This window comes from Enterococcus sp. AZ119, from assembly GCF_050546175.1.
GTDB classification, from domain to species: Bacteria; Bacillota; Bacilli; order Lactobacillales; family Enterococcaceae; genus Enterococcus; species Enterococcus faecalis.
This window is the reverse complement of record NZ_CP172951.1, coordinates 2,508,268-2,530,358: the sequence shown is the minus strand read 5'-3', so window position 1 is coordinate 2,530,358 and position 22,091 is coordinate 2,508,268. Positions and strand designations below refer to the sequence as shown.

Below are 22,091 nucleotides of genomic sequence, written 5' to 3'. Positions count from 1 at the left end.
GAACCTTTTTTCAAAAGCAGTGGAGGTGAATACAGTTGACTCGTGAAGAAGTACTTCAAAAAGTAGCGAAGATTATCTCAAACCACTTTGATATTGAAGCGGATCAAGTAACAGATCAATTAAACATTAAAGATGATTTGAACGCTGACTCAATTAGCGTAATGGAGTTTGTTTTAGAACTTGAAGATGAATTTGGAACAGAGATTTCAGATGAAGATGCAGAAAAAATTGAAACAGTTGGTGCCGCTGTAGATTATATTGTGAGTAATTCATAAAAAATAATAAGACAAAGTCGATTAACATTCCTGTTAATCGACTTTTTTTGCGTACATAATGGTTATTTTATTAAGCAATAAGGCTATTTTTACACATATTTTTGTAAAAAAAATCATACATGTAAAAAAATAACTGCGAAAAAAGTTATTTTATCTTGCTTTTTATGGAATAATTCTATAAAATTATGAAAAAACAATGAGCTGTAAATTAACATTGATAAAAATTAGAAAGTGCTATCATTAAATATTAGTTAATTTATATAATGTTTTTGAAAGGACGTAAGGGGTGCGTATGGATGCAAGGAAATGAACAATTACTAGAGGTTTCAGGATTAGAAACAGCATTTAGAATCAAAGATGATTATTATAATGCCGTCGATGATGTTTCATTTGAATTGAAGAAAAATGAGATTCTGGCAATCGTCGGAGAATCTGGTTGTGGAAAAAGTACCTTAGCAACAACGATTATGGGCTTACATGATCCCAATCATACCAAAATTACTGGGGAAATTTTATACAACAATTTAAACTTAACTACGTTTAATGAAACATTGTACAACAAAGTCAGAGGAAACGATATTGGGATGATTTTCCAAGATCCGTTGTCTGCACTGAATCCGCTCATGCGAATTGAAGACCAAATTAAAGAAAGTCTCACGTATCATACCAAAATGACCGCACAACAAAAACAAGCACGGGCCATTGAACTGTTAGATCAAGTGGGGATTCCCAACCCAGAGCGTGTCGGGAAACAGTATCCTCATGAATTGTCTGGCGGCATGCGCCAACGGGTGATTATTGCCATTGCAATCGCGTGTAAACCACCGATTTTAATTGCAGATGAACCCACAACGGCCTTAGACGTTACCATTCAGGCACAAATTCTCGATTTGTTAAAAGATTTGCAAGAAGAAACAGGGAGCGGCATTATTTTAATTACCCATGACTTAGGTGTAGTTGCGGAAATGGCTGATCGTGTAGCGGTTATGTATGCGGGTCAGTTTGTAGAAGTAGCCACTGCTGAAGAATTGTTTAGTCATCCGAAACATCCATATACACGTTCCTTACTTCAGTCCATTCCCCAAGAGAATTCAGATGAAGAAGAACTTCATGTGATTGAAGGGATTGTTCCTTCGTTAACCAAATTACCTAGAAAAGGTTGTCGGTTTGCTCCACGAATTCCTTGGATTGATGCATCGGAACATGAAGAAAATCCAACATTACATGAAGTTGCACCGAATCATTTTGTTCGTTGTACATGTTATAAACATTTTCATTTTAGAGACGGGGAAGGGGAAGCGTAATGACAGAAATTATTCAAATTAAAGATTTAAAAGTTCATTATCCAATTCGCAGCGGCTTCTTCAATCGAATCACTGATCATGTTTTGGCGGTTGATGGTGTGGATTTCATGATTGAACAAGGTAAAACGTATGGGTTAGTTGGTGAATCGGGTTCTGGAAAATCAACGACAGGAAAAGCAATTATTGGTTTAGAAAAAATTACAAATGGTGAAATTATTTATCAAGGACAAGATGTAACCAAGCCGCGAAGTCGAAAAGCGATTGGATACAACAAAGATGTCCAAATGATTTTCCAAGATTCGATGTCAAGTTTAAACCCTAAAAAACGAGTACTAGATATTATCGCCGAACCAATTCGAAATTTTGAACGGTTAAGTGACCAAGAAGAAAAGAAAAAAGTCAAAAGTTTGTTGGATATTGTGGGGATGCCAGAAGATGCGTTGTACAAATATCCTCATGAATTTTCTGGTGGACAACGCCAACGTTTAGGCGTCGCCCGAGCGGTGGCTACTAGCCCCAAATTAATTATTGCAGATGAACCTGTTTCAGCACTGGACTTATCTGTGCAAGCACAGGTATTGAATTTTATGAAGAACATTCAACAGGAATATGGGTTAAGTTACTTATTTATTTCCCATGATTTGGGCGTAGTTAAACATATGTGTGACAACATTGCCATTATGTACAAAGGCCGTTTTGTAGAAATCGGTACACGCCAAGATATTTACACTAATCCACAACACATTTATACCAAACGCTTACTTTCAGCAATTCCTAAAATTGACGTAGCGAACCGAGAAGCTCACAAAGAAGAACGAAGAAGAGTTGAGCAAGAGTATCGGGAAAATCATAAAGACTATTATGATGAAAATGGGCGGGTTTATAACTTACATGCGATTAGTCCAACCCACCAAGTAGCGTTAAAAAATGGAGGTGCTGAATAATGTGGAAAACAATTTTACGCCGTTTGTTATTGATGATTCCGCAAGTGATTATTTTAAGTGTCTTGATTTTCCTATTGGCTAAAATGATGCCAGGTGATCCGTTTACAGGATTGATTAATCCGAACCAAGACCCGAAAGTGATTGAAGCCATGCGCGAAGCTGCCGGGTTAAATGATCCTTGGTACGAACAATATTTCCGTTGGATTGGCAATGCCTTACATGGAGATTTTGGGCATAGTTTTATCTTTAAATTACCTGTGTCCACGCTCATTGCTGGTCGGGTGGGGAATACGATTGCATTGGCCGCTGTATCAGTCATAATCACTTATTTAATCGCCATTCCTTTCGGTTTAATTGCTGGCCGTTACCAAAATTCATGGTTTGACAAAATGGTGGTTATCTACAACTTCTTCAGTTTTGCCGTGCCATTATTCATCTTTGCCTTGATTATGCTCTTTATTTTTGGGTATCGCTTAGACTGGTTCCCAACGAGTGGAACCGTGACTGTTGGTTTGGCTGAGGGAACATGGCCGTATTATTTAGATAAACTGAAGCATTTAATTTTACCAGGGGTCACTCAAGCGTTGCTAGGGACAGCGGTCACTATTCAATATTTGCGCAGTGAAGTGATTGATGTTAAAAACATGGACTTTGTTCGTACTGCTCGTTCAAAAGGAGTGCCAACGAATAAAATTTTTAATCGACACATTTTTAGAAATGCAGCATTACCAATTGCCTCTCAATTAGGTTATGAAATTACTGCTTTGATTGCCGGATCAGTCGTTATTGAAAAGATTTTTGCTTTCCCAGGAATTGGAAAATTATTTATTGATAGTATCATTCAACGTGACTATTCCGTTATTACCGCTCTCGTGTTGATTTTGGGATTGGCAACCCTTATCGGAACCTTAATTTCTGATATTGTAATGAGTATTGTTGATCCAAGAATTCGAATTCAGTAGAAAAAACACGAAGAAAGGGTGATAAAAATGGAATTGACAGAAGAAAAAAGAGAAGAAGTCTTACAAGAAAGTATTCCACCAATGGGCTTTCGGATGATTGCGCGAGAATTCGTCAAAGAAAAAATGGCGATGTTTTCTTTAATCCTTTTGGTTATTATCTTATTAGCCGTTTTTATCGGTTCGTTAGTGTTAGACCAAAGTGCCGTTATGCATGTAAGTATTTTAGATAAATATGCGGAACCAGGTACCGTTACAATGAATGGCACCAAGTTCATTTTAGGAGCCGATGAAGGGGGTCGTGATGTTTTAGGACAATTGATTATCGGGGCTAGAAACTCGATTTTAATCGGTTTTGCCATTACGATTATTACGTCTATTATCGGGGTCGGTTTAGGGATTATTTCCGGTTATTATGGAGGCATGATTGATAATATTTTGATGCGTATCGTGGATTTTATTATGATTTTGCCAATTATGTTAATTATTATTGTGTTCGTTTCCGTGATTCCTAAATATAGTATCTGGTCCTTTATTTGGATTATGTGTGCGTTTTATTGGGTTGGAAAAGCGCGGTTGTTCCGCAGTAAAACGTTATCTGAAGGGCGCCGAGATTACGTTAGTGCCTCTAAGACAATGGGAACAAGCGATTTTAAAATTATGTTTCGAGAAATTATGCCGAATTTAAGTTCGTTAATTATTACGAACTTAACGATTAATTTCGCGGCCAATATCGGGATCGAAACAACGTTAACTTTCTTAGGCTTCGGGTTACCACAAAGTGTCCCAAGTTTAGGAACCTTAATTGGCTACGCCAGCAGTGGAGATGTATTAGTCAATAAACAATGGGTTTGGTTACCTGCATCAATTCTAATTTTAGTCTTGATGTTAAGTATAAACTATGTTGGACAAGCATTTAAGCGCTCAGCAGATGCACGACAACGATTAGGCTAATTAGCCAAAAAATGAGGGAGGAAAAGAGATGAACAAGAAACGGATTTTAGGTGCAATCACGTTAGCTTCTGTGTTAGTATTCGGGTTAGCTGCATGTGGTGGCGGCAATAAAGGCGGGGGCAATAAAGCAACGGAAACAGAAGACATTTCAAAAATGCCAATCGCTGTTAAAAATGATAAAAAAGCAATTGATGGCGGGACATTAGATGTCGCTGTAGTTATGGATACACAATTCCAAGGACTTTTCCAGCAAGAATTTTATCAAGACAACTATGATGCACAATACATGCTTCCAACGGTACAGCCATTATTTAACAATGATGCAGACTTTAAGATTGTCGATGGGGGTCCTGCGGATCTGAAATTAGATGAAGATGCCAATACAGCAACCATTAAATTACGTGACAATTTGAAATGGTCTGACGGTAAAGATGTGACGGCAGATGACGTGATTTTCTCTTATGAAGTCATTGGTCATAAAGACTATACAGGGATTCGTTATGATGATAACTTTACGAATATTGTTGGCATGGAAGACTACCATGATGGTAAATCGCCAACCATTTCTGGCATAGAAAAAGTCAATGATAAAGAAGTTAAAATCACTTATAAAGAAGTTCACCCAGGAATGCAACAATTAGGTGGCGGTGTTTGGGGTTCAGTTTTACCAAAACATGCCTTTGAAGGAATTGCTGTTAAAGACATGGAATCAAGCGATGCAGTTCGTAAAAACCCTGTGACTATTGGACCATACTACATGAGTAATATTGTGACAGGTGAATCTGTTGAATACCTACCAAATGAGCATTACTACGGTGGCAAACCTAAATTAGATAAATTAGTGTTCAAATCTGTTCCTTCTGCGAGTATTGTAGAAGCGATGAAAGCGAAACAATACGATATTGCATTATCAATGCCAACAGATACGTATCCAACCTACAAAGATACTGAAGGGTATCAAATCTTAGGACGTCCCGAACAAGCCTACACGTATATTGGCTTTAAAATGGGTACGTTTGACAAAGAAACCAATACAGTGAAATACAATCCAAAAGCTAAAATGGCAGATAAAAGCTTACGTCAAGCCATGGGCTATGCAATTGACAATGATGCAGTCGGCCAAAAATTCTACAACGGCTTACGAACAGGGGCAACAACGTTAATCCCACCAGTCTTCAAGAGCTTGCATGATAGCGAAGCGAAAGGCTATACGCTTGATTTAGACAAAGCGAAAAAATTATTAGACGATGCTGGTTATAAAGACGTAGACGGCGATGGCATTCGCGAAGACAAAGAAGGCAAACCACTAGAAATCAAGTTTGCTTCAATGTCAGGCGGCGAAACTGCACAACCACTTGCTGATTACTATGTCCAACAATGGAAAGAAATTGGCTTAAACGTAACGTATACAACAGGACGCTTAATTGATTTCCAAGCATTCTATGATAAATTGAAAAATGATGACCCAGAAGTAGATATCTATCAAGGCGCGTGGGGCACAGGTTCAGATCCTTCACCAACCGGCTTATATGGTCCAAACTCAGCCTTTAACTATACACGTTTTGAGTCAGAAGAAAATACTAAATTACTTGATGCGATTGATTCAAAAGCATCATTTGATGAAGAAAAACGTAAAAAAGCCTTCTACGATTGGCAAGAGTATGCCATTGATGAAGCGTTTGTAATCCCAACGCTTTACAGAAATGAAGTCTTGCCTGTCAACGACCGTGTAGTTGACTTTACTTGGGCAGTTGATACGAAAGATAATCCATGGGCAACAGTGGGTGTCACTGCGGAAAAACGTTAAACAACGTTCCGCTGATTTAATAGAGATAGAACGAGGTCGGGACAAAAGTGTTTAACTCCGAGAAATAAGGAGGAGTTGCTTCTGTTCCCGCCGTTTATCAGTTTTTGAGCGTGGCGCAAAAATCCAAAGTGGTTTTTGTCCCACGCTCTTTCTATCTCTTACGTAAACAAACGCTTTCATCTCAGTCATAGCTCTATTTATTTATTTTTTTCTAAAAAATAATGAGAACACAGTGAATAACAGGCTTTTTCTGAATAGAACCATTTAAAAAAAGTGAAAAAAAAAGTATAATGAAACAAGGTGTAAATAAATGTAAAGGAATGTGGAGAATGGACAATCAGTTAACAACAGAGTTAAAAGAACGTTACGGCATTGTTTTCCATGATGTCAATCTATTAGAGCAAGCTTTTACTCATTCATCCTATGTGAATGAGCATCGCTATTTAAAATTATCCGATAATGAACGTCTTGAATTTTTAGGAGATGCAGTTTTAGAATTAATTGTTTCACAATATTTGTATTTAAAATTCCCAGAACTTCCAGAAGGAAAATTAACGAAGATGCGCGCAGCCATCGTTCGGGAAGATAGTTTAGCCAAATTTGCGAAAGAATGTCACTTCGACAACTACATTTTATTAGGTAAAGGAGAAGAAGCATCGGGCGGACGAACACGTGCATCATTATTATGTGACTTATTTGAAGCCTTTTTAGGTGCCCTCTACTTAGACCAAAAAGTTGGCGCAGCCAAGAAATTTATTGAAGACGTTATTTTTCCGAAAATTGATGCCGGTGCTTTTTCACATGAGATGGATCACAAAACACAATTACAAGAAGTTTTACAACGCAAAGGCGATGTTTCAATTGAATATCGCTTAATTAAAGAAGAAGGCCCTGCTCATGACCGCACCTTTTTCACTGAAGTTTACATGAATGGTGAACTCATTGGGTTAGGCCAAGGAAAATCGAAGAAGTTAGCTGAACAGGATGCCGCTGAGCGGGCACTGAAAAGTATTCCTCAGTAAGGCTGGAAGGAGCAATATTCGTGTATTTAAAACGAATTGAAATTACAGGATTTAAATCATTTGCAGATAAAACCATTATTGAATTTGAAGATGATGTGACAGCAGTGGTTGGTCCGAATGGAAGTGGGAAAAGTAATATCACGGAAGCCGTTCGTTGGGTATTAGGTGAACAATCTGCGAAAAACCTTCGCGGTGGCAAAATGAACGACATTATCTTTGCCGGTTCGGAAGGTCGTAAGCCGCTAAATATTGCGGAAGTTACCGTGACGTTAGACAACAGCGACCATTATTTAGCATTGGATTATAGTGAGATTAGTGTCACCCGTCGTTTAAAACGAACGGGCGAAAGTGACTTTTTTATTAATAAACAAGCGTGCCGTTTAAAAGATATTCAAGATTTATTTATGGATTCAGGGTTAGGCAAAGAATCTTTTTCAATTATTTCGCAAGGGAAAGTTGAAGCGATTTTTAATAGTAAACCTGAAGACCGTCGAGGGATTTTTGAAGAAGCAGCGGGCGTTTTAAAATACAAACAACGAAAGAAAAAGGCTGAACAAAAGCTTTTTGAAACCGAGGACAACTTAAGCCGTGTCCAAGATATCATTTACGAGTTGGAAGACCAATTAGTTCCTCTAGCCGCCCAAGCAGATGCGGCTAAAAAGTATTTAGCTTTGAAAGAAGAACTTACCGAAATTGATGTCAATTTAACTGTGACCGAAATTCAAGAAGCAAAAGCTATTTGGGAAACGAAAACGCAAGAATTAACAGCCATTGAAGAAAAGTTAGCTGGCGCAAGTAAACAAGTCCATGACCTAGAAGGCAAATTGGTACGTTTACGAAGCAAGCGCAATCGTTTAGATGAACAAATTGAAACGGAACAACAACAATTATTACAAGTGACAGAAGCGTTGAAACAAGCAGAAGGACAAAAAAATGTTTTAATTGAACGTTCCAAACACACCTCCCAAACGGCAAGCGAATACGAAGAGACATTGGCAGAAACGGCCGAAAAAATTGTTCGTTATCGAGAAGAATTGCAGACGCTGGAAACAGCAATCGCAGAAAAAACGGCACAACGTCAGACGTTAAAAGAAGCATTGGCTTTGGCAACGAAAGATGTGGAAAAATATAGTAAGTCTTCTAAAGAATTAATGGAAGAATTGCGCAGTCAGTATGTGGAAGTCATGCAAGAACAAGCCAATACAGCCAATGACTTAAAATATTTAGAACGACAATATCAACAAGAAACAGCTAAAAATCAACAATCGCTAGCAAAACACGAAGCGCTAGAAGAACAGACGGTTGAAGCTCTCGCAATGAAAGAAACGCTAGAAAAAGAGCAAAAAGTCGCAAAACAAGGCTTACAAGAACAGCTGGAAGAATACACTGCGTTGAAAGCAACGCTTGAAGCCAAACGTGAACGATTAGCACAGCGTCAAAATGATATGTACCAAGCAATGAATCAAGTGCAACAAGCGAAGGCACGCCAAAAAAGTTTGCAAGAAATTCAAGAAAATTACGCTGGCTTCTATCAAGGCGTGAAAGCTGTATTGCGTCACAAAAACCAATTAACTGGGATTGTTGGCGCAGTGGCTGAGTTAATTGAAGTGCCTAAAGAATATACGTTGGCGATTGAAACGGCCCTAGGTGGTGCGGCGCAACATATTGTTGTGGAAAATGAGAAAGATGGTCGAGCAGGCATCACCTTCTTAAAACAACAACACAGTGGCCGAGCAACCTTTTTACCATTGACCACCATTAAGCCACGCTCTGTATCGGCGATGGTTCAGAATCGTTTGGCTGGTGCACCGGGCTTCGTGGGGATTGCCAGTGAATTAGTTCGTTATCCAGAACAAGTACAAACCGTTATTCAAAATCTCTTAGGCGTCACGATTTTAGCGGCAGATTTAACGAGTGCCAACCAGTTAGCAAAATTAGTCAATTACCAATATCGCGTTGTCTCATTGGAAGGCGATGTGATGAATCCTGGCGGTTCGATGACTGGGGGAGCCAATAAACGTGGCAACCAAGGAAGCCTATTTTCACAAGCGCAAGAACTTCAAACAATTACTGAACAAATGACTCAATTAGAAACACAACTAAGAAGTGTAGAACAAGAAGTCCAAGCGCTCTCGCAAGAAGTGAAAACAGCCACGGAACGTGCAGAAATGTTGCGCTCTGCTGGTGAACAAAATCGCTTAAAACAACAAGAAATTGACAATAAATTAGCCAATCAAACAGAAACGATTACTCGTTTAACAAAAGAAAAACGCTTGTTTGAATATGAATCACGGGAATTGCATCAATTCTTAACTGAATATCAAACGAAAAAAGCTACATTGACAGAGCAACAAGCAAGCTTAACGGCAACGAAAGAACGTTTAGATGCTGAAATGAAACAAGTGGAACAAGAAGCTAGCCAAATGGAAACCTTTAAAGCCCAAGCGCAAGAACGCTTGACGACAGTTCAAGCAGAACAAGCAGTAGCGGCGGAACAATGTGCCCATTTTGCTCGTCAAAAGCAAGACAAACAAGAACAATTGGACGAATTGTTGATTCGAGAAACGGCCATCCGTCAACAGCTACAACAATTAAGTAGCCATTCTAGCGATCACCAGTTAACCGAAGAAGGCTTAGCGGCACAAGTCGCGCAATTAGCGGAGAAACAAACAGCGTTGCAAACGTCTTTACAAACGGCACGCAGTCAACGACAAGCGTTGCAAGAAGAAGTAGACGAGTTAGATACAAAATTAGCGGAAGAAAACAAACGCCAACAACAGTATTTAGCAGATAAAACACAAATCGAAGTCCTAAAAAATCGTGCAGAAATGCAATTAGATAGCTCGTTAAGTTACTTACAGGAAGAATACAGCTTAACCTTTGAAGCTGCCTATGAAGCGTATTTCCCAATCGATGATTTAGCGCAAGCGCAGCAAACAGTGAAACGCCTAAAACAAGAAATTGAGCGGTTAGGACCTGTTAACTTAAGTGCCATCGAGCAATTTGAACAAGTCGATGAACGCCATCAATTTCTAGTCAGTCAACGTGATGATTTATTAAATGCGAAAGAACAATTATTTGAAACCATGGATGAAATGGACCAAGAAGTGAAAGAACGGTTTAAAGAAGTCTTTGAAGCAATTCGTGGCCAGTTCAAAGTGGTATTTCCTAATATGTTTGGTGGCGGACGGGCAGAGCTGGTGCTAACCAACCCAGAGGATCTCTTGAATACAGGGATTGAGATTGAGGCGCAACCACCAGGGAAAAAATTACAACATTTAAGCTTGTTGTCTGGAGGCGAACGGGCATTAACGGCGATTGCATTACTCTTTTCAATTATTCGTGTTCGACCAGTTCCGTTCTGTATTTTAGATGAAGTAGAAGCAGCTTTAGATGAAGCCAACGTTGCTCGTTTTGGTCATTATTTAAGCGAATTTGAAGATGGCACACAGTTTATCGTGGTGACACATCGTAAAGGGACAATGGAAGCCGCAGATGTTTTATATGGCGTGACTATGCAAGAATCTGGGGTTTCAAAAATCGTTTCAGTTCGCTTGGAAGAGGTCAAAGAAGGTGGCGCAATTGAAAAAAGCAATTAGCCAGAAGCAAGGAGGAGCGAACGTTTGATAAAATTAGTTGCTATTGATTTAGATGGAACATTATTAAATAGCCAAAAAGAGATTTCTTTACGGAATAAACAAGCACTGATGGCTGCGAAACAAGCAGGCGTGAAAGTTGTTATCTGCACAGGTCGACCTTTGGCAGCTATTGGTCCTTACTTAGAAGAATTAGGTTTACAAGAGGAAGGCGATTATAGCATTACTTTTAACGGCGGATTGGTTCAAAAAAATGATACAGGGGCCATTATTGAAAAAACATTGATGCCCTTGGAAGCGATTCATGAGCTGTACCAATTAGCAACCACACTCAACATGCCGTTTGATGTCTTATCCGATGAGGTCGTGATGCAACTGCCTTCTGCCCCAAATTATCCTTCAATTTATAGTTCTCTAAACAAATTATTAACCTTTGAGTCCTACAAATTAGAAGAGTTAACCCCGAATCGAATTTATAACAAAGTTGTTGTTGCGATTGATGAAGCGTATTTAAATGAACGCATCAAGGAAATTCCGGCCTCCTTTTATGAGCGCTTTGAAATTATTAAAACGCGAAATAACTTATTAGAATTTATGCCAAAAGGGATTACGAAAGCCTATGGTATTTCCTTGTTAGCCAAAGATTTAGGAATCCGTGCAGAAGAAATCATGACCCTAGGGGACGAAGAAAATGATTTACCGATGATCGAATACGCTGGCTTAGGTGTCGCCATGGCAAATGCGATTCCATTAGTTAAAGAAGCCGCAGATGTCGTTACAGACACGAATGACCAAGATGGCGTTGCCAAAGCGGTCGAAAAATATATTTTAACGCCGTTGGAAGGAGGCCAATAAGAATGGGATTTTTTGATAAAATAAAAAAAGCTTTTTCCGCTGAAAAAAAGGAAGAAGAAAAACAAGAGATAATTGAAGAAACAGTAGACGAAACACCTAGTGATGAATCAGCGCCTGCTGAATCAAAAGAAACCGCAGCAGAAGAGGCGCAAACAACGCCAGAAACGACAGCGGAAGAAGTCACAGAAACAGCCGATTTAACAGATAACGCTGAAATGGAAAAATTAGCTGGCGTAGAAGAAGCATTAGAAGAAGAGCCAGAAGAAATCCTGACAGAGGAAACACAAGAAGTTGTTGTGGAAGCGCCTGAGGAAGAAAGTAGTGTCGTAACTCCGTTGGCAGAACCAACAGACACGCAGGTTTCAGAAGAAATTGAAGAGTCGAAAGAAGAACAAGTCCAAGAAAAATATGAAAAAGGTTTGGAAAAAACACGTAAGACATTTGGTCAACGGTTGAACGAATTGTTTGCTAATTTCCGGAGCGTTGATGAAGATTTCTTTGAAGAATTAGAAGAAACGTTAATTGGTGCAGACGTAGGCTTTGATACATCCTTAAAAATTACAGAAGCCTTGCGACAAGAAGTGAAACTGCGAAATGTGAAAAAACCAGCTCAAGTTCAAAATACCATCATTGAAAAAATGGTTGATTTGTATGAAGAAGCAGGAATTAATGAAAATAATGCGATTAACTTACAGCCAAATGGCTTAACCGTGATTTTATTTGTTGGTGTTAATGGAGTTGGTAAAACAACCAGCATTGGTAAATTAGCCCATCAATACAAGTTGGAAGGAAAGAAAGTTTTAATGGCCGCTGCCGATACGTTCCGAGCGGGCGCCATCGATCAATTAGTTGTTTGGGGTGAACGGGCTGGCGTTGAAGTTGTGCGTGGGAATGCTGGCGGCGATCCAGCAGCGGTCGTTTTCGATGCAGTGGAACGTGCCAAAGCAGAACAGGCCGATGTTTTGCTAGTGGATACAGCAGGTCGTTTACAAAATAAAGTCAACTTAATGAAAGAATTAGAAAAAATCAAACGAGTCATCCAACGAGAAATTCCAGATGCGCCTCACGAAGTTCTCTTAGTCGTGGACGCAACTACTGGGCAAAATGCGATGACACAAGCCAAACAGTTCAAAGAAACAACCGATGTCACTGGCTTAGTTTTAACCAAACTAGACGGAACAGCCAAAGGTGGTATTGTCATTGCTATTCGGAATGAATTACACTTGCCAGTGAAATTAGTTGGTCTAGGTGAAGGCATTAACGATTTAGAACCATTTAATGCCAACGATTTCGCAATGGGCTTATTTAAAGGCTTATTAAAAGATGTTTAGTTGTAGAAAATAACAGGTTTGGGAAGAACGTGGGACAGGAGTATTTAGCTTCAAGAATGAAGAAGCTACTCCTGTCCCGCCGTTTATTTTAGGATTAGGACGGATGTTCTAAGTTCTTTCTAAATTGTTTCTGAAAAAAATGAAGGAGTGAGGGAGAAGATGACAGAACAAATGTGGATTGAGAAGTTAGGATTAGAAGCGCATCCTGAGGGCGGTTATTTTAAACAAACCAATAAAAGTGAACAATTGATTCCAACCAAACGAGGCGAACGGGCGTTGCATACAGCGATTTTGTTTCTATTAAATACAGAAAGTCCGTCACATTTTCATCGTTTAAAAGCGGATGAATTATGGTTTTTTCACGATGGTCAGCCATTAACCGTTCACTGTATTTTTCCTGATGGAACGTATCAAGCTGTTCAGTTAGGGAAAGACTTAGTTCAAGGACAACAGCTTTCGTTCTCAGTTCCTGCCGGCACAATCTTTGGCTCTACAGTAGCGACAGGATTTGCGTTAGTCAGTTGTGTGGTTACACCAGGCTTTGAGTTTGAAGACTTCGAGTTATTTACTCAAGCGGAATTGTTAAACGATTATCCACAACATAGTGAAATCATTCAGCACTTGGCTTATCGAGAATTACCTTAAGAAAACGTTTTAGTAACATTTCTTTTATGAATATGCTAGTATAAATCAAACAAGCTTGTTGATTTTGTCGCAACGCACACTTAGCTGTCGTAGATGATTAAAAGAAAGGGATGAATCACATGGGCACAATGGTTTTTGTTAACTTCCCAGTAGCGGATGTCCAACGTTCTACAGCATTTTATGAAAAACTTGGATTCAAAAAGAACGAGGAATTTTCAACAGAGGAAGCTAGTTCGATGATGTGGGATGATCAATTTTGGATTATGTTGTTGAACCATGACTTTTATGGAAAATTTATCCAAGAAAAGCAAATTATTGATGCGCAAACAACCAGTGGGGCATTAATTTCCTTTAGTTTAGAGAGTGCCGAAGCCGTAAAACAGTTTGGCGAAACCGCCAAAGCTAACGGAGGCAACTGTTACCGAGTTGATATGGGAATACCAGAAGAGCAAATGTATGGCTTAGAGGTGCAAGATTTGGATGGCAATAGCTTAGAACCTGTCTGGATGAAGATGTAAAAAGAGCCGCAAAATCTCTACAGATTTTGCAGCTCTTTTCCTACAAAAAACTATTGTAAATTATTGGCATTAGTAGCTTCAACACCATAAGAATCAGCTACTTTTTTCAAGCTAAATCCTTTTCCGTAGACTTCACTCGCACTCATTGAAATCAAAAAAGCTTCTTCATCAATCTCAAGAATGGCTTCTTTTAAGCGGGGAAAATCTTTTTCACGAATGACAGTCATTAAGAGCATGCCTTTCGCGCTTCGATAACCGCCTTCGATTGGCACCAAGGTCACACCTTTATCTAGTTCACGTAATAAGCGTTCTTGAATAGCGACATATTTTGGTGAAATAATCATCACATTCTTCGAGCGAACCAGACCAACTTGAATCATGTCAACGACACGACCAATTGTAAATAAACAAATTAAAGAGAATAGCACAATATCTGCATTAAAAGCATACATTGCTGATAAAATGACTAAACCATCGACGAATAAAATAGCAATACCTAAGGAAACTTTGAAGTATTTATTGACAATTTGTGAAATGATTGCTGTCCCACCAGTTGAAGCATTGCCACGGAAAACCAAGCCTAGGCCAGCACCTGTAATAATACCGCCAAATAATGCTGCTAGAAAAATATTATGTGTTAAAACAGGCATCCCCGAAGTAATTCCTACAAAAAATGGATAAATAAGGCTGCCATAAATGGTTTTGACACCGACCTCTTTCCCAAGAAGTAAGAAACAAAGCACTAAAAGAGGAATATTGATGGCGTAAAGAACAATGGCGGGACTAATCCCGAAAACATAATTAATAACAATACTAATGCCATTGGCTCCGCCTGCGACAAGTTTATTTGGCAATAAGACCGCATTGATTGAAATGGCCAAAATGAATGCACCGACTGTTACATAGGCGGTGTCTTTTAAACGTTGGGCTGTAAAAAATTTGTTCATAAAATACCTCCAATTATTTATTAGTTTAGTGAATGATGACATAAAAAAAGACAGAACATGAGAGACAAGCCTAATCGACTTATGTCCCACACTCTAAATCTTCAACTAATCAACTGAACACTTTTTCCTTATACTAACATGAAATACGACAAGAAAACATAGTGAACAAACAATTTTTTGGAAAAGCCCTCAATTTATTGAAGGCAAAAAAGTCAAAAAGCGGCCAGCCCAAATAGCTTCATGATGTTGGATAATTTGTGCTGCGGTTAAATGTCCATTATCCAAGGTGGAAGTGGTTTTCGGTGTCATCAAACACGTATAGCCTAAACCATGAGCCATCCGAATTGTAGTGTCCACACAAAACTCGGTTTGGACACCAGCAATTTCTAACGTTTGAACGGCTTGTTCCGTCAATAAATCATTTAAATTTGTTTGGTAAAAGGCATTCGCATGCGTTTTGCGGATGAAAAAATCTGTGGGCTGTGCATCCAGCTTTTCAAAAAGTTGCCAAGAGTCTGAGTCAAAAGGTAATTCGGTTTCTTCATGTTGAACAAAAATAATGGGCGCATGGTGTTGGCGGTAGACAGCAATACGCTGATTGACCTTTTCCAACACTGCTGGCAGACGGTACAATTGCTGCGACGGACTTTCGATGCCTTTTTGAAAGTCAATTAAAAGTAATGCACGATTTTTCATGAGCAATCCCCACTTTCTATAAACTAGTTGTTTTCAGTATAACGGAAAAAGACGCTCTCAAAAAGTGTCTCGAAAATTCTCAAGCGAACGTTCAAAAAAACAGCATATTTACTCGTTTTCCTATATAATAGTAAGAGAAACAGATAGTTTGTAGAAAGAAAGGCGACAAGATGAATTATAGAGAATTAATGCAAAAGAAAAATGTTCGTCCTTACGTATTGATGGCTCGTTTTGGTTTAGAAAAAGAAAACCAACGTAGTACACGAGAAGGGCTTTTAGCGACAACTGATCATCCCACGGTTTTTGGTAACCGTTCTTATCATCCATATATTCAAACAGATTTTAGTGAAACACAATTAGAACTAATCACGCCTGTAGCAAATAGCGGCACAGAAATGCTTCGTTTTTTAGATGCCATTCACGATGTTGCTCGTCGTTCGATTCCAGAAGATGAAATGTTGTGGCCATTAAGTATGCCGCCACAATTACCAACAAAAGATGAAGAGATTAAAATTGCTAAATTAGATCAATATGATGCAGTGTTATATCGTCGTTATTTGGCAAAAGAGTATGGCAAACGAAAACAAATGGTCAGCGGAATTCATTTTAATTTTGAATATGACCAAGCCCTGATTCAGCAATTATATGATGAACAATCCGAAGTGACAGATTGCAAACAATTTAAAACGAAAGTGTACATGAAAGTTGCCCGTAACTTTTTACGTTATCGTTGGTTAATTACGTATCTTTTTGGGGCTTCGCCAGTTAGTGAAGACGGCTACTTTAGAGTCTATGACGACCAACCGCAAGAACCCATTCGCAGTATTCGGAATAGTACGTATGGCTACAGAAATCATGACAATGTGAAAGTATCGTATGCCTCATTGGAACGCTATTTAGAAGATATTCATCGCATGGTGGAAAATGGTTTACTTTCTGAAGAAAAAGAATTTTATGCGCCTGTGCGCTTACGTGGCGGGAAACAAATGTCTGATCTGCCTAAAACAGGTATTCGCTATATCGAGTTGCGTAATTTAGACTTAAATCCTTTTTCACGTTTAGGCATTGTGGAAGATACCGTGGATTTCTTACATTATTTCATGTTGTATTTATTGTGGACAGATGAAAAAGAAGAAGCGGATGAATGGGTAAAAACTGGCGATATTTTTAATGAACAAGTGGCTCTTGGTCATCCTCATGAAACGATTAAGTTAATTGCAGAAGGCGATCGGATTTTTTCAGAAATGATTGATATGTTAGATGCTCTAGGCATTCGTAAAGGTAAAGAAGTTGTCGGTAAGTATTATCAACAACTGCGGAATCCACAAGACACCGTTTCTGGCAAAATGTGGACGATTATTCAAGAAAACTCCAACAGTGAACTGGGAAATATTTTTGGAAACCAATATCAAAGTATGGCCTTTGAACGCCCTTATCAATTAGCTGGTTTCCGTGAGATGGAATTATCCACACAAATTTTCTTATTTGATGCGATTCAAAAAGGTTTGGAAATCGAAATTTTAGATGAACAAGAGCAATTTTTGAAACTGCAACATGGCGAGCACATTGAATACGTCAAAAATGCCAACATGACTAGCAAAGATAACTACGTGGTACCATTGATTATGGAAAACAAAACCGTGACAAAGAAAATTTTGTCTGCAGCAGGGTTCCATGTGCCTGGCGGTGAAGAATTTTCATCTTTTATTGAGGCACAAGAAGCACATTTACGCTACGCCAATAAAGCGTTTGTCGTGAAACCAAAATCAACGAATTACGGTTTAGGAATTACCATTTTTAAAGAAGGCGCTTCGTTGGAAGACTTTACGGAAGCGTTACGGATTGCTTTTAAAGAGGACACAGCGGTTTTAATTGAAGAGTTTTTACCTGGAACAGAATATCGGTTCTTTGTGTTAGATAATGATGTAAAAGCCATCATGTTGCGCGTGCCAGCCAATGTTACCGGTGATGGCAAACACACTGTAGAAGAATTGGTGGCCGCTAAAAATAGTGATCCATTGCGGGGGACCAATCACCGTGCACCACTAGAGTTAATCCAGTTAAATGATTTAGAAAAACTAATGTTGAAAGAACAAGGTTTAACTATCTATTCTGTGCCAGAAAAAGAGCAAATCGTGTACTTGCGAGAAAATTCTAATGTTAGCACGGGCGGGGATTCGATTGATATGACCGATGTCATTGATGATAGTTATAAACAAATCGCCATTGAGGCCGTAGCTGCTTTAGGAGCCAAAATTTGTGGCATTGATTTAATCATTCCTGACAAAGACGTAAAAGGCGCACGTGATAGCTTAACGTACGGGATTATCGAAGCAAACTTTAATCCAGCCATGCACATGCATGTGTATCCATACGCTGGACAGGGTAGACGCTTGACAATGGACGTTTTAAAACTTTTATACCCAGAAGTGGTTCAATAAAAAAAGAATACCGCCAAAAAATTCATAATAGATTTTTTGGCGGTATTCTTTATAAAAACGTTTTCTTGGTGAACCCAATAGGTTATACTAAAACTATTACCAATGAAAGTTGTATGACGGTGGCTCTGAGTTAGAGAGGCAGGTGATGCCTATGTGTATCCGATGCACTTTAACGAAAGGAGCATTTTTTTTGTCAATCGAAGCGACATTGGAATTGATGATTAGTTTTGCAGCGTTTGTTGCACTACTGATTTTCGGTATCCTTGAAGCAACGAAAAACGATAAAAAATAACCGTTCATAAGCTTAGACGGCTGAACGGTTAAAGAACAACAAAAACTTAACTCAGTAAGCCACCAGTTCTTATAACTGGTGTTGGTATAAAAGGAGAGGTATGTACCCGCATACCTCTCTTTTTCATTTTCATAATAGCATAATTCTATTATAAATGGAAGCGCTCATAACTTTCCTTGAGCTTTTTATGAGTGAAATAGTTTTTGCCAAAAGCTTTTTTTAGCTGTTGGCTCTTCTTTTGGCGTTTCTGTTGCTTGAGGATATTTTTCTGTAACGTCAATCACAGGTTCATCGACTGCATGTTTTTCAGCTAACAGTAAGCCGAGAGAGTCAGGGTTGTTCTCCACAAAATTGTTAACAATCTTAAAGGTTGCGCCATGCTGATTTAATAATTTAATATAGGTACTTTGCAGGTCAGAAGAGATTTCGCCATTTAAAAGTACTGTAACTTCAGGATGCTTCGCTAATTCTTCTAATAAATGTTTTTGGTTCTGTGCATCTTTCATTTCAGCGACGGTCATGGAGAGACGGCAGCGTTCACGAAATGTGCCCATGTATTTGTGTTGTTCTTCAGGATTAACGAGGGGCGTACCGTACATTCCTTTATCCAGACGTTGTTGTAAGTCATCATTCGCCATTCAGTAACACTCCTTTCCTAACATTTCCCTCCATTATAGCATATCTTAGATAAGTCGTTGGTCAGTCGGCTTGAGAAGAAGTTTTTAAGAAAGGAAAAAAAGTGGTTGCATTTGTGATGGTTTTCTCATACACTGTAACTAAGAATGAGAATCATTCTCAATTAAATAAAAATGGAGTTTTCTCATGAAAAAGATTGGTTTGTTTGTTCTACTATTACTTTTCAGCTTATTGTCATTAGTGATAGGGGTGAAGGACATTGCACTTTCTCAGTTGTTTCAATTAGATGCGCAGCAACAATTTGTTTTATTTACCACCCGTGTTCCCCGCACGTTGAGTTTAATCATTGCTGGTAGTACGATGAGTATTTCTGGATTGATTATGCAGCAACTCACACAAAATAAATTTGTCGCTCCTAGTGTCGCTGGAACAACCGATAGTGCAAGGTTGGGTATTTTAGTCGCAATGTTATTTTTCCCAACAGCTCCGTTTCTCTATCGAACGGCAATTGCTTTTATTTTTGCGCTAAGCGGGACCTTGTTATTCTTAGCGCTCATTCGATTATTACCAAGTAAGAATCAAGTGATGGTCCCTTTGGTGGGCGTGATGTTTGGTAACATTCTAGGTTCAATTGCCACATTTTTTGCCTATCAATACCAATTGGTTCAAAATATGTCTGCTTGGTTACAAGGAAATTTTTCCACAGTTATGAAAGGGAATTATGAATGGTTATTCTTAATGATTCCTTTGTGGTTTGTTATTTATTTATTTGCTTATCATTTCACTGTCGTTGGTATGGGTGAAGCATTTGCAAATAGTCTTGGCGTCCATTACCAGCGAATTCAGTTTTTAGGTTTGACGCTGGTTGCTTTAGCAAGTGCCATCGTTTTATTGATGGTGGGGAATATTCCGTTTTTAGGGGTTGTGATTCCCAATCTCGTGTCTTTACGTTATGGCGATCATATGAAAAATACCTTGTGGTTAACTGGGATTTGCGGGAGTTTGTTCTTGTTAATCTGTGATATTTTAGCACGAGTATTGATTGCCCCCTATGAAATTCCTGTCAGCGTGGTTGTCGGAACATTAGGGAGCATTTTGTTCATTTTATTATTACTAAGGGGGCGCAAACAATGAAACGGCCTTTAAAAAAATGGCTTTCATTACTTTTGCTTTTAGCTGCCGTAGTAATTGTGAGCCTTTGTTATTTAACTTATAACACGTATGGCAATTGGTCCTTTGCTTTGGCGTTACGAGGCAAAAAGTTATTGGCTTTTATTTTTGTTGGAATCGCTGCGGCTTTTTCAACTATTAGTTTTCAAACAGTCACGCAAAATCATTTCCTAACGCCAAACATTTTAGGGATGGATTCCTTGTATGTCTTTGTGCAGACGGTGTTATTTTTTCTTTTAGGAGGCGCACAAGCGTTAGGCCAAGTAAGTCTTGGGTCGTTTTTGATGAACGTCTTTTTAATGGTGTTTTTAAGTACTAGTTTATCGTATTTTCTATTACGCAAAAATCAATCCGATTTATTTTTATTATTGATGATTGGCATGATTTTAGGTACTTTTTTCAGTAGTATTAGTACGTTTTTACAAGTGATTATGGATCCTAACGAATACGACTTACTCCAAGGAAAGTTGTTTGCCAGTTTTGGTAACGTCAATAGTCAGTATCTCGTTTTCGTTGGTGTGGCGGTACTCATGATTTGTGGGATACTTTGGCGGGAAAGTTACCGTTTAGACGTTTTACATTTAGGGAACCATCAAGCCCAGAATTTGGGGATTGCTGTGAATCAGTTTCAATTAGTGTTGTTGTGTTTGATCAGTAGTCTGGTCGGCTTATCAACAGCATTAGTGGGACCGATTACATTTTTAGGTTTTATCGTGGCCAATATGAGTTATCAATTCATGAAAACCTATCGCCACCGAGAACTGTTTGTGGCAGGGAGTTTAATAGCAGTCTTTTTACTGGTGTTCGGTCAATTGATGGTTGAACAGGTCTTTCATTTGAATACCCCGCTCAGTGTGGTGATTCAATTTGTTGGGGGCGTTTATTTTATATGGAAAATTATTGCAGAAAGGAAGCAACGCACATGATCCAGATGAGTGATGTATCAAAAAAATATGGCGATAAATTTGTCGTTTCAGACATTGATTTACCTATTTCTGAAGGCAAATTAACGGCCTTTATTGGACCAAATGGCGCTGGGAAAAGCACGCTGCTAGCCATGATGAGTCGCTTAATTCCCAAAGATACCGGGGAAATTTATCTGGACAAGCAAGAAGTAAAAACCTGGAAGCAATCAGCTTTTTCACAAAAAATTGCCCTTTTAAAACAAGCCAACGGTGTACAACTTAAATTAACTGTGCGAGAACTGGTCAATTTTGGTCGTTTTCCTTATTCCAAAGGTCGCTTAAAAAGCGCTGACCACGAAAAAGTAACAGAAGCACTGGAACAATTGGGCTTAACTGAAATGGCAGAAGAATACATTGATACCCTTTCTGGGGGCCAATTACAAAGGGCGTATATTGCCATGATTTTAGCCCAAGATACCGATTATATTTTATTAGATGAGCCCTTAAATAACCTCGACATGAATTATGCGGTTCAAATGATGCAGATTCTTAAACGCTTAGTGGATGAACTAGGAAAAACGATTCTGATTGTTCTACATGATATTAATTTTGCCGCAAGCTATGCAGATGAAATTGTCGCCATGAAAGGCGGAAAGCTCTATGCGCATGGCGCAACAGAAGAAGTTATTCAAACAAGTATTTTAAATGATCTTTATGAAATGAATATCCGGATTTGTGAAATTGAAGGAAAACGCTTTTGTCTTTATCACTAAATCGGGCAATTTAAAAATAAC

At 38.7% G+C, this 22,091-nt stretch carries 20 protein-coding genes; 17 read left to right on the top strand and 3 right to left on the bottom strand.

The window, feature by feature from the left end:
* The first annotated feature begins 35 nt into the window (after window positions 1-35).
* From acpP to IGL37_RS12200, 12 genes are all read left to right on the top strand, one after another.
* A complete protein-coding gene (gene acpP, locus IGL37_RS12255) occupies window positions 36-275 on the top strand; it encodes an acyl carrier protein (RefSeq protein WP_002354939.1) in 240 nt (79 codons plus the stop codon).
* Window positions 276-538: 263 nt separating this feature from the next.
* Window positions 539-1,579, top strand: coding sequence for an oligopeptide ABC transporter ATP-binding protein Opp2D (opp2D, locus tag IGL37_RS12250; protein ID WP_002365359.1), 1,041 nt, complete (start codon window positions 539-541; stop codon window positions 1,577-1,579).
* Entirely contained in the window at window positions 1,579-2,523 is a 945-nt protein-coding gene (gene opp2F / locus IGL37_RS12245) for an oligopeptide ABC transporter ATP-binding protein Opp2F (protein ID WP_002354942.1), read from the top strand. Before opp2D ends, opp2F begins: the two co-directional genes overlap by 1 nt.
* Window positions 2,523-3,485: an oligopeptide ABC transporter permease Opp2B gene (gene opp2B / locus IGL37_RS12240; protein WP_002354943.1), complete on the top strand. Its 963-nt coding sequence runs from the start codon at window positions 2,523-2,525 to the stop codon at window positions 3,483-3,485. Before opp2F ends, opp2B begins: the two co-directional genes overlap by 1 nt.
* A 27-nt stretch (window positions 3,486-3,512) precedes the next feature.
* Window positions 3,513-4,436, top strand: a complete 924-nt coding sequence (gene opp2C, locus IGL37_RS12235) for an oligopeptide ABC transporter permease Opp2C (RefSeq protein ID WP_002365358.1) — start codon at window positions 3,513-3,515, stop codon at window positions 4,434-4,436.
* Window positions 4,437-4,464: 28 nt separating this feature from the next.
* The gene (gene opp2A / locus IGL37_RS12230; RefSeq protein ID WP_002354945.1) at window positions 4,465-6,243 is read left to right on the top strand and encodes an oligopeptide ABC transporter substrate-binding protein Opp2A; all 1,779 of its coding nucleotides are present in this window, start codon (window positions 4,465-4,467) and stop codon (window positions 6,241-6,243) included.
* A 329-nt stretch (window positions 6,244-6,572) separates the two neighbouring features.
* Window positions 6,573-7,265, top strand: coding sequence for a ribonuclease III (gene rnc / locus IGL37_RS12225; protein WP_002354946.1), 693 nt, complete (start codon window positions 6,573-6,575; stop codon window positions 7,263-7,265).
* Between the two features lie 20 nt (window positions 7,266-7,285).
* Window positions 7,286-10,864: a chromosome segregation protein SMC gene (smc, locus tag IGL37_RS12220; RefSeq protein ID WP_033918102.1), complete on the top strand. Its 3,579-nt coding sequence runs from the start codon at window positions 7,286-7,288 to the stop codon at window positions 10,862-10,864.
* Between the two features lie 24 nt (window positions 10,865-10,888).
* Complete coding sequence (locus IGL37_RS12215) at window positions 10,889-11,716, top strand: Cof-type HAD-IIB family hydrolase (protein WP_002354948.1); 828 nt, start codon at window positions 10,889-10,891, stop codon at window positions 11,714-11,716.
* Window positions 11,717-11,718: 2 nt separating this feature from the next.
* A complete protein-coding gene (gene ftsY / locus IGL37_RS12210; RefSeq protein WP_002385216.1) occupies window positions 11,719-13,047 on the top strand; it encodes a signal recognition particle-docking protein FtsY in 1,329 nt (442 codons plus the stop codon).
* A 159-nt stretch (window positions 13,048-13,206) separates the two neighbouring features.
* A complete protein-coding gene (locus IGL37_RS12205; RefSeq protein ID WP_002381091.1) occupies window positions 13,207-13,692 on the top strand; it encodes a cupin domain-containing protein in 486 nt (161 codons plus the stop codon).
* 119 nt (window positions 13,693-13,811) lie between these two features.
* Complete coding sequence (locus IGL37_RS12200) at window positions 13,812-14,210, top strand: VOC family protein (protein WP_002354951.1); 399 nt, start codon at window positions 13,812-13,814, stop codon at window positions 14,208-14,210.
* Between the two features lie 50 nt (window positions 14,211-14,260).
* On the opposite strand, the gene IGL37_RS12195 is transcribed toward IGL37_RS12200, so the two are convergent.
* On the bottom strand, window positions 14,261-15,157 hold the full coding sequence (locus tag IGL37_RS12195) for a YitT family protein (RefSeq protein ID WP_002365354.1): 897 nt from the start codon (window positions 15,155-15,157) through the stop codon (window positions 14,261-14,263).
* A 189-nt stretch (window positions 15,158-15,346) separates the two neighbouring features.
* On the bottom strand, window positions 15,347-15,853 hold the full coding sequence (locus IGL37_RS12190) for a cysteine hydrolase family protein (protein ID WP_002378810.1): 507 nt from the start codon (window positions 15,851-15,853) through the stop codon (window positions 15,347-15,349).
* A 170-nt stretch (window positions 15,854-16,023) separates the two neighbouring features.
* On the opposite strand from IGL37_RS12190, the gene gshAB reads away from it, so the two are divergent.
* Entirely contained in the window at window positions 16,024-18,294 is a 2,271-nt protein-coding gene (gene gshAB, locus IGL37_RS12185; protein ID WP_002378809.1) for a bifunctional glutamate--cysteine ligase/glutathione synthetase, read from the top strand.
* A 190-nt stretch (window positions 18,295-18,484) separates the two neighbouring features.
* Window positions 18,485-18,586 (top strand): putative holin-like toxin, encoded by a 102-nt coding sequence (locus IGL37_RS12180; RefSeq protein WP_224561205.1) that lies wholly within the window; start codon window positions 18,485-18,487, stop codon window positions 18,584-18,586.
* A gap of 185 nt (window positions 18,587-18,771) precedes the next feature.
* Here the strand turns inward: IGL37_RS12180 and IGL37_RS12175 are convergent, their stop codons facing one another.
* Window positions 18,772-19,224: a YueI family protein gene (locus tag IGL37_RS12175; protein ID WP_002378807.1), complete on the bottom strand. Its 453-nt coding sequence runs from the start codon at window positions 19,222-19,224 to the stop codon at window positions 18,772-18,774.
* A gap of 184 nt (window positions 19,225-19,408) precedes the next feature.
* On the opposite strand from IGL37_RS12175, the gene IGL37_RS12170 reads away from it, so the two are divergent.
* Genes IGL37_RS12170 through IGL37_RS12160 form a run of 3 tightly spaced genes read left to right on the top strand, consistent with a single transcriptional unit; the run spans window position 19,409 to window position 22,070 of the window.
* Window positions 19,409-20,356 carry an ABC transporter permease gene (locus IGL37_RS12170; RefSeq protein WP_002354960.1) on the top strand — a complete coding sequence of 316 codons (948 nt, stop codon included), beginning with the start codon at window positions 19,409-19,411 and terminating at the stop codon, window positions 20,354-20,356.
* A complete protein-coding gene (locus tag IGL37_RS12165; protein ID WP_002371665.1) occupies window positions 20,353-21,318 on the top strand; it encodes an iron chelate uptake ABC transporter family permease subunit in 966 nt (321 codons plus the stop codon). The genes IGL37_RS12170 and IGL37_RS12165 overlap by 4 nt, the downstream gene beginning before the upstream one ends.
* Entirely contained in the window at window positions 21,315-22,070 is a 756-nt protein-coding gene (locus IGL37_RS12160) for an ABC transporter ATP-binding protein (RefSeq protein WP_002354962.1), read from the top strand. The genes IGL37_RS12165 and IGL37_RS12160 overlap by 4 nt, the downstream gene beginning before the upstream one ends.
* Window positions 22,071-22,091 lie beyond the last annotated feature (21 nt).

Coding starts and splice junctions, on each gene's coding strand:
- opp2C (WP_002365358.1), top strand. CDS start 3,513: ATGGAATTGACAGAAGAAAAAAGAGAAGAAGTCTTACAAGAAAGTATT.
- IGL37_RS12190 (WP_002378810.1), bottom strand. CDS start 15,853: ATGAAAAATCGTGCATTACTTTTAATTGACTTTCAAAAAGGCATCGAA.
- IGL37_RS12165 (WP_002371665.1), top strand. CDS start 20,353: ATGAAACGGCCTTTAAAAAAATGGCTTTCATTACTTTTGCTTTTAGCT.
- ftsY (WP_002385216.1), top strand. CDS start 11,719: ATGGGATTTTTTGATAAAATAAAAAAAGCTTTTTCCGCTGAAAAAAAG.
- gshAB (WP_002378809.1), top strand. CDS start 16,024: ATGAATTATAGAGAATTAATGCAAAAGAAAAATGTTCGTCCTTACGTA.
- opp2F (WP_002354942.1), top strand. CDS start 1,579: ATGACAGAAATTATTCAAATTAAAGATTTAAAAGTTCATTATCCAATT.
- IGL37_RS12200 (WP_002354951.1), top strand. CDS start 13,812: ATGGGCACAATGGTTTTTGTTAACTTCCCAGTAGCGGATGTCCAACGT.
- IGL37_RS12160 (WP_002354962.1), top strand. CDS start 21,315: ATGATCCAGATGAGTGATGTATCAAAAAAATATGGCGATAAATTTGTC.
- IGL37_RS12170 (WP_002354960.1), top strand. CDS start 19,409: ATGAAAAAGATTGGTTTGTTTGTTCTACTATTACTTTTCAGCTTATTG.
- opp2B (WP_002354943.1), top strand. CDS start 2,523: ATGTGGAAAACAATTTTACGCCGTTTGTTATTGATGATTCCGCAAGTG.
- opp2A (WP_002354945.1), top strand. CDS start 4,465: ATGAACAAGAAACGGATTTTAGGTGCAATCACGTTAGCTTCTGTGTTA.
- IGL37_RS12195 (WP_002365354.1), bottom strand. CDS start 15,157: ATGAACAAATTTTTTACAGCCCAACGTTTAAAAGACACCGCCTATGTA.
- IGL37_RS12175 (WP_002378807.1), bottom strand. CDS start 19,224: ATGGCGAATGATGACTTACAACAACGTCTGGATAAAGGAATGTACGGT.
- IGL37_RS12205 (WP_002381091.1), top strand. CDS start 13,207: ATGACAGAACAAATGTGGATTGAGAAGTTAGGATTAGAAGCGCATCCT.
- rnc (WP_002354946.1), top strand. CDS start 6,573: ATGGACAATCAGTTAACAACAGAGTTAAAAGAACGTTACGGCATTGTT.
- opp2D (WP_002365359.1), top strand. CDS start 539: ATGTTTTTGAAAGGACGTAAGGGGTGCGTATGGATGCAAGGAAATGAA.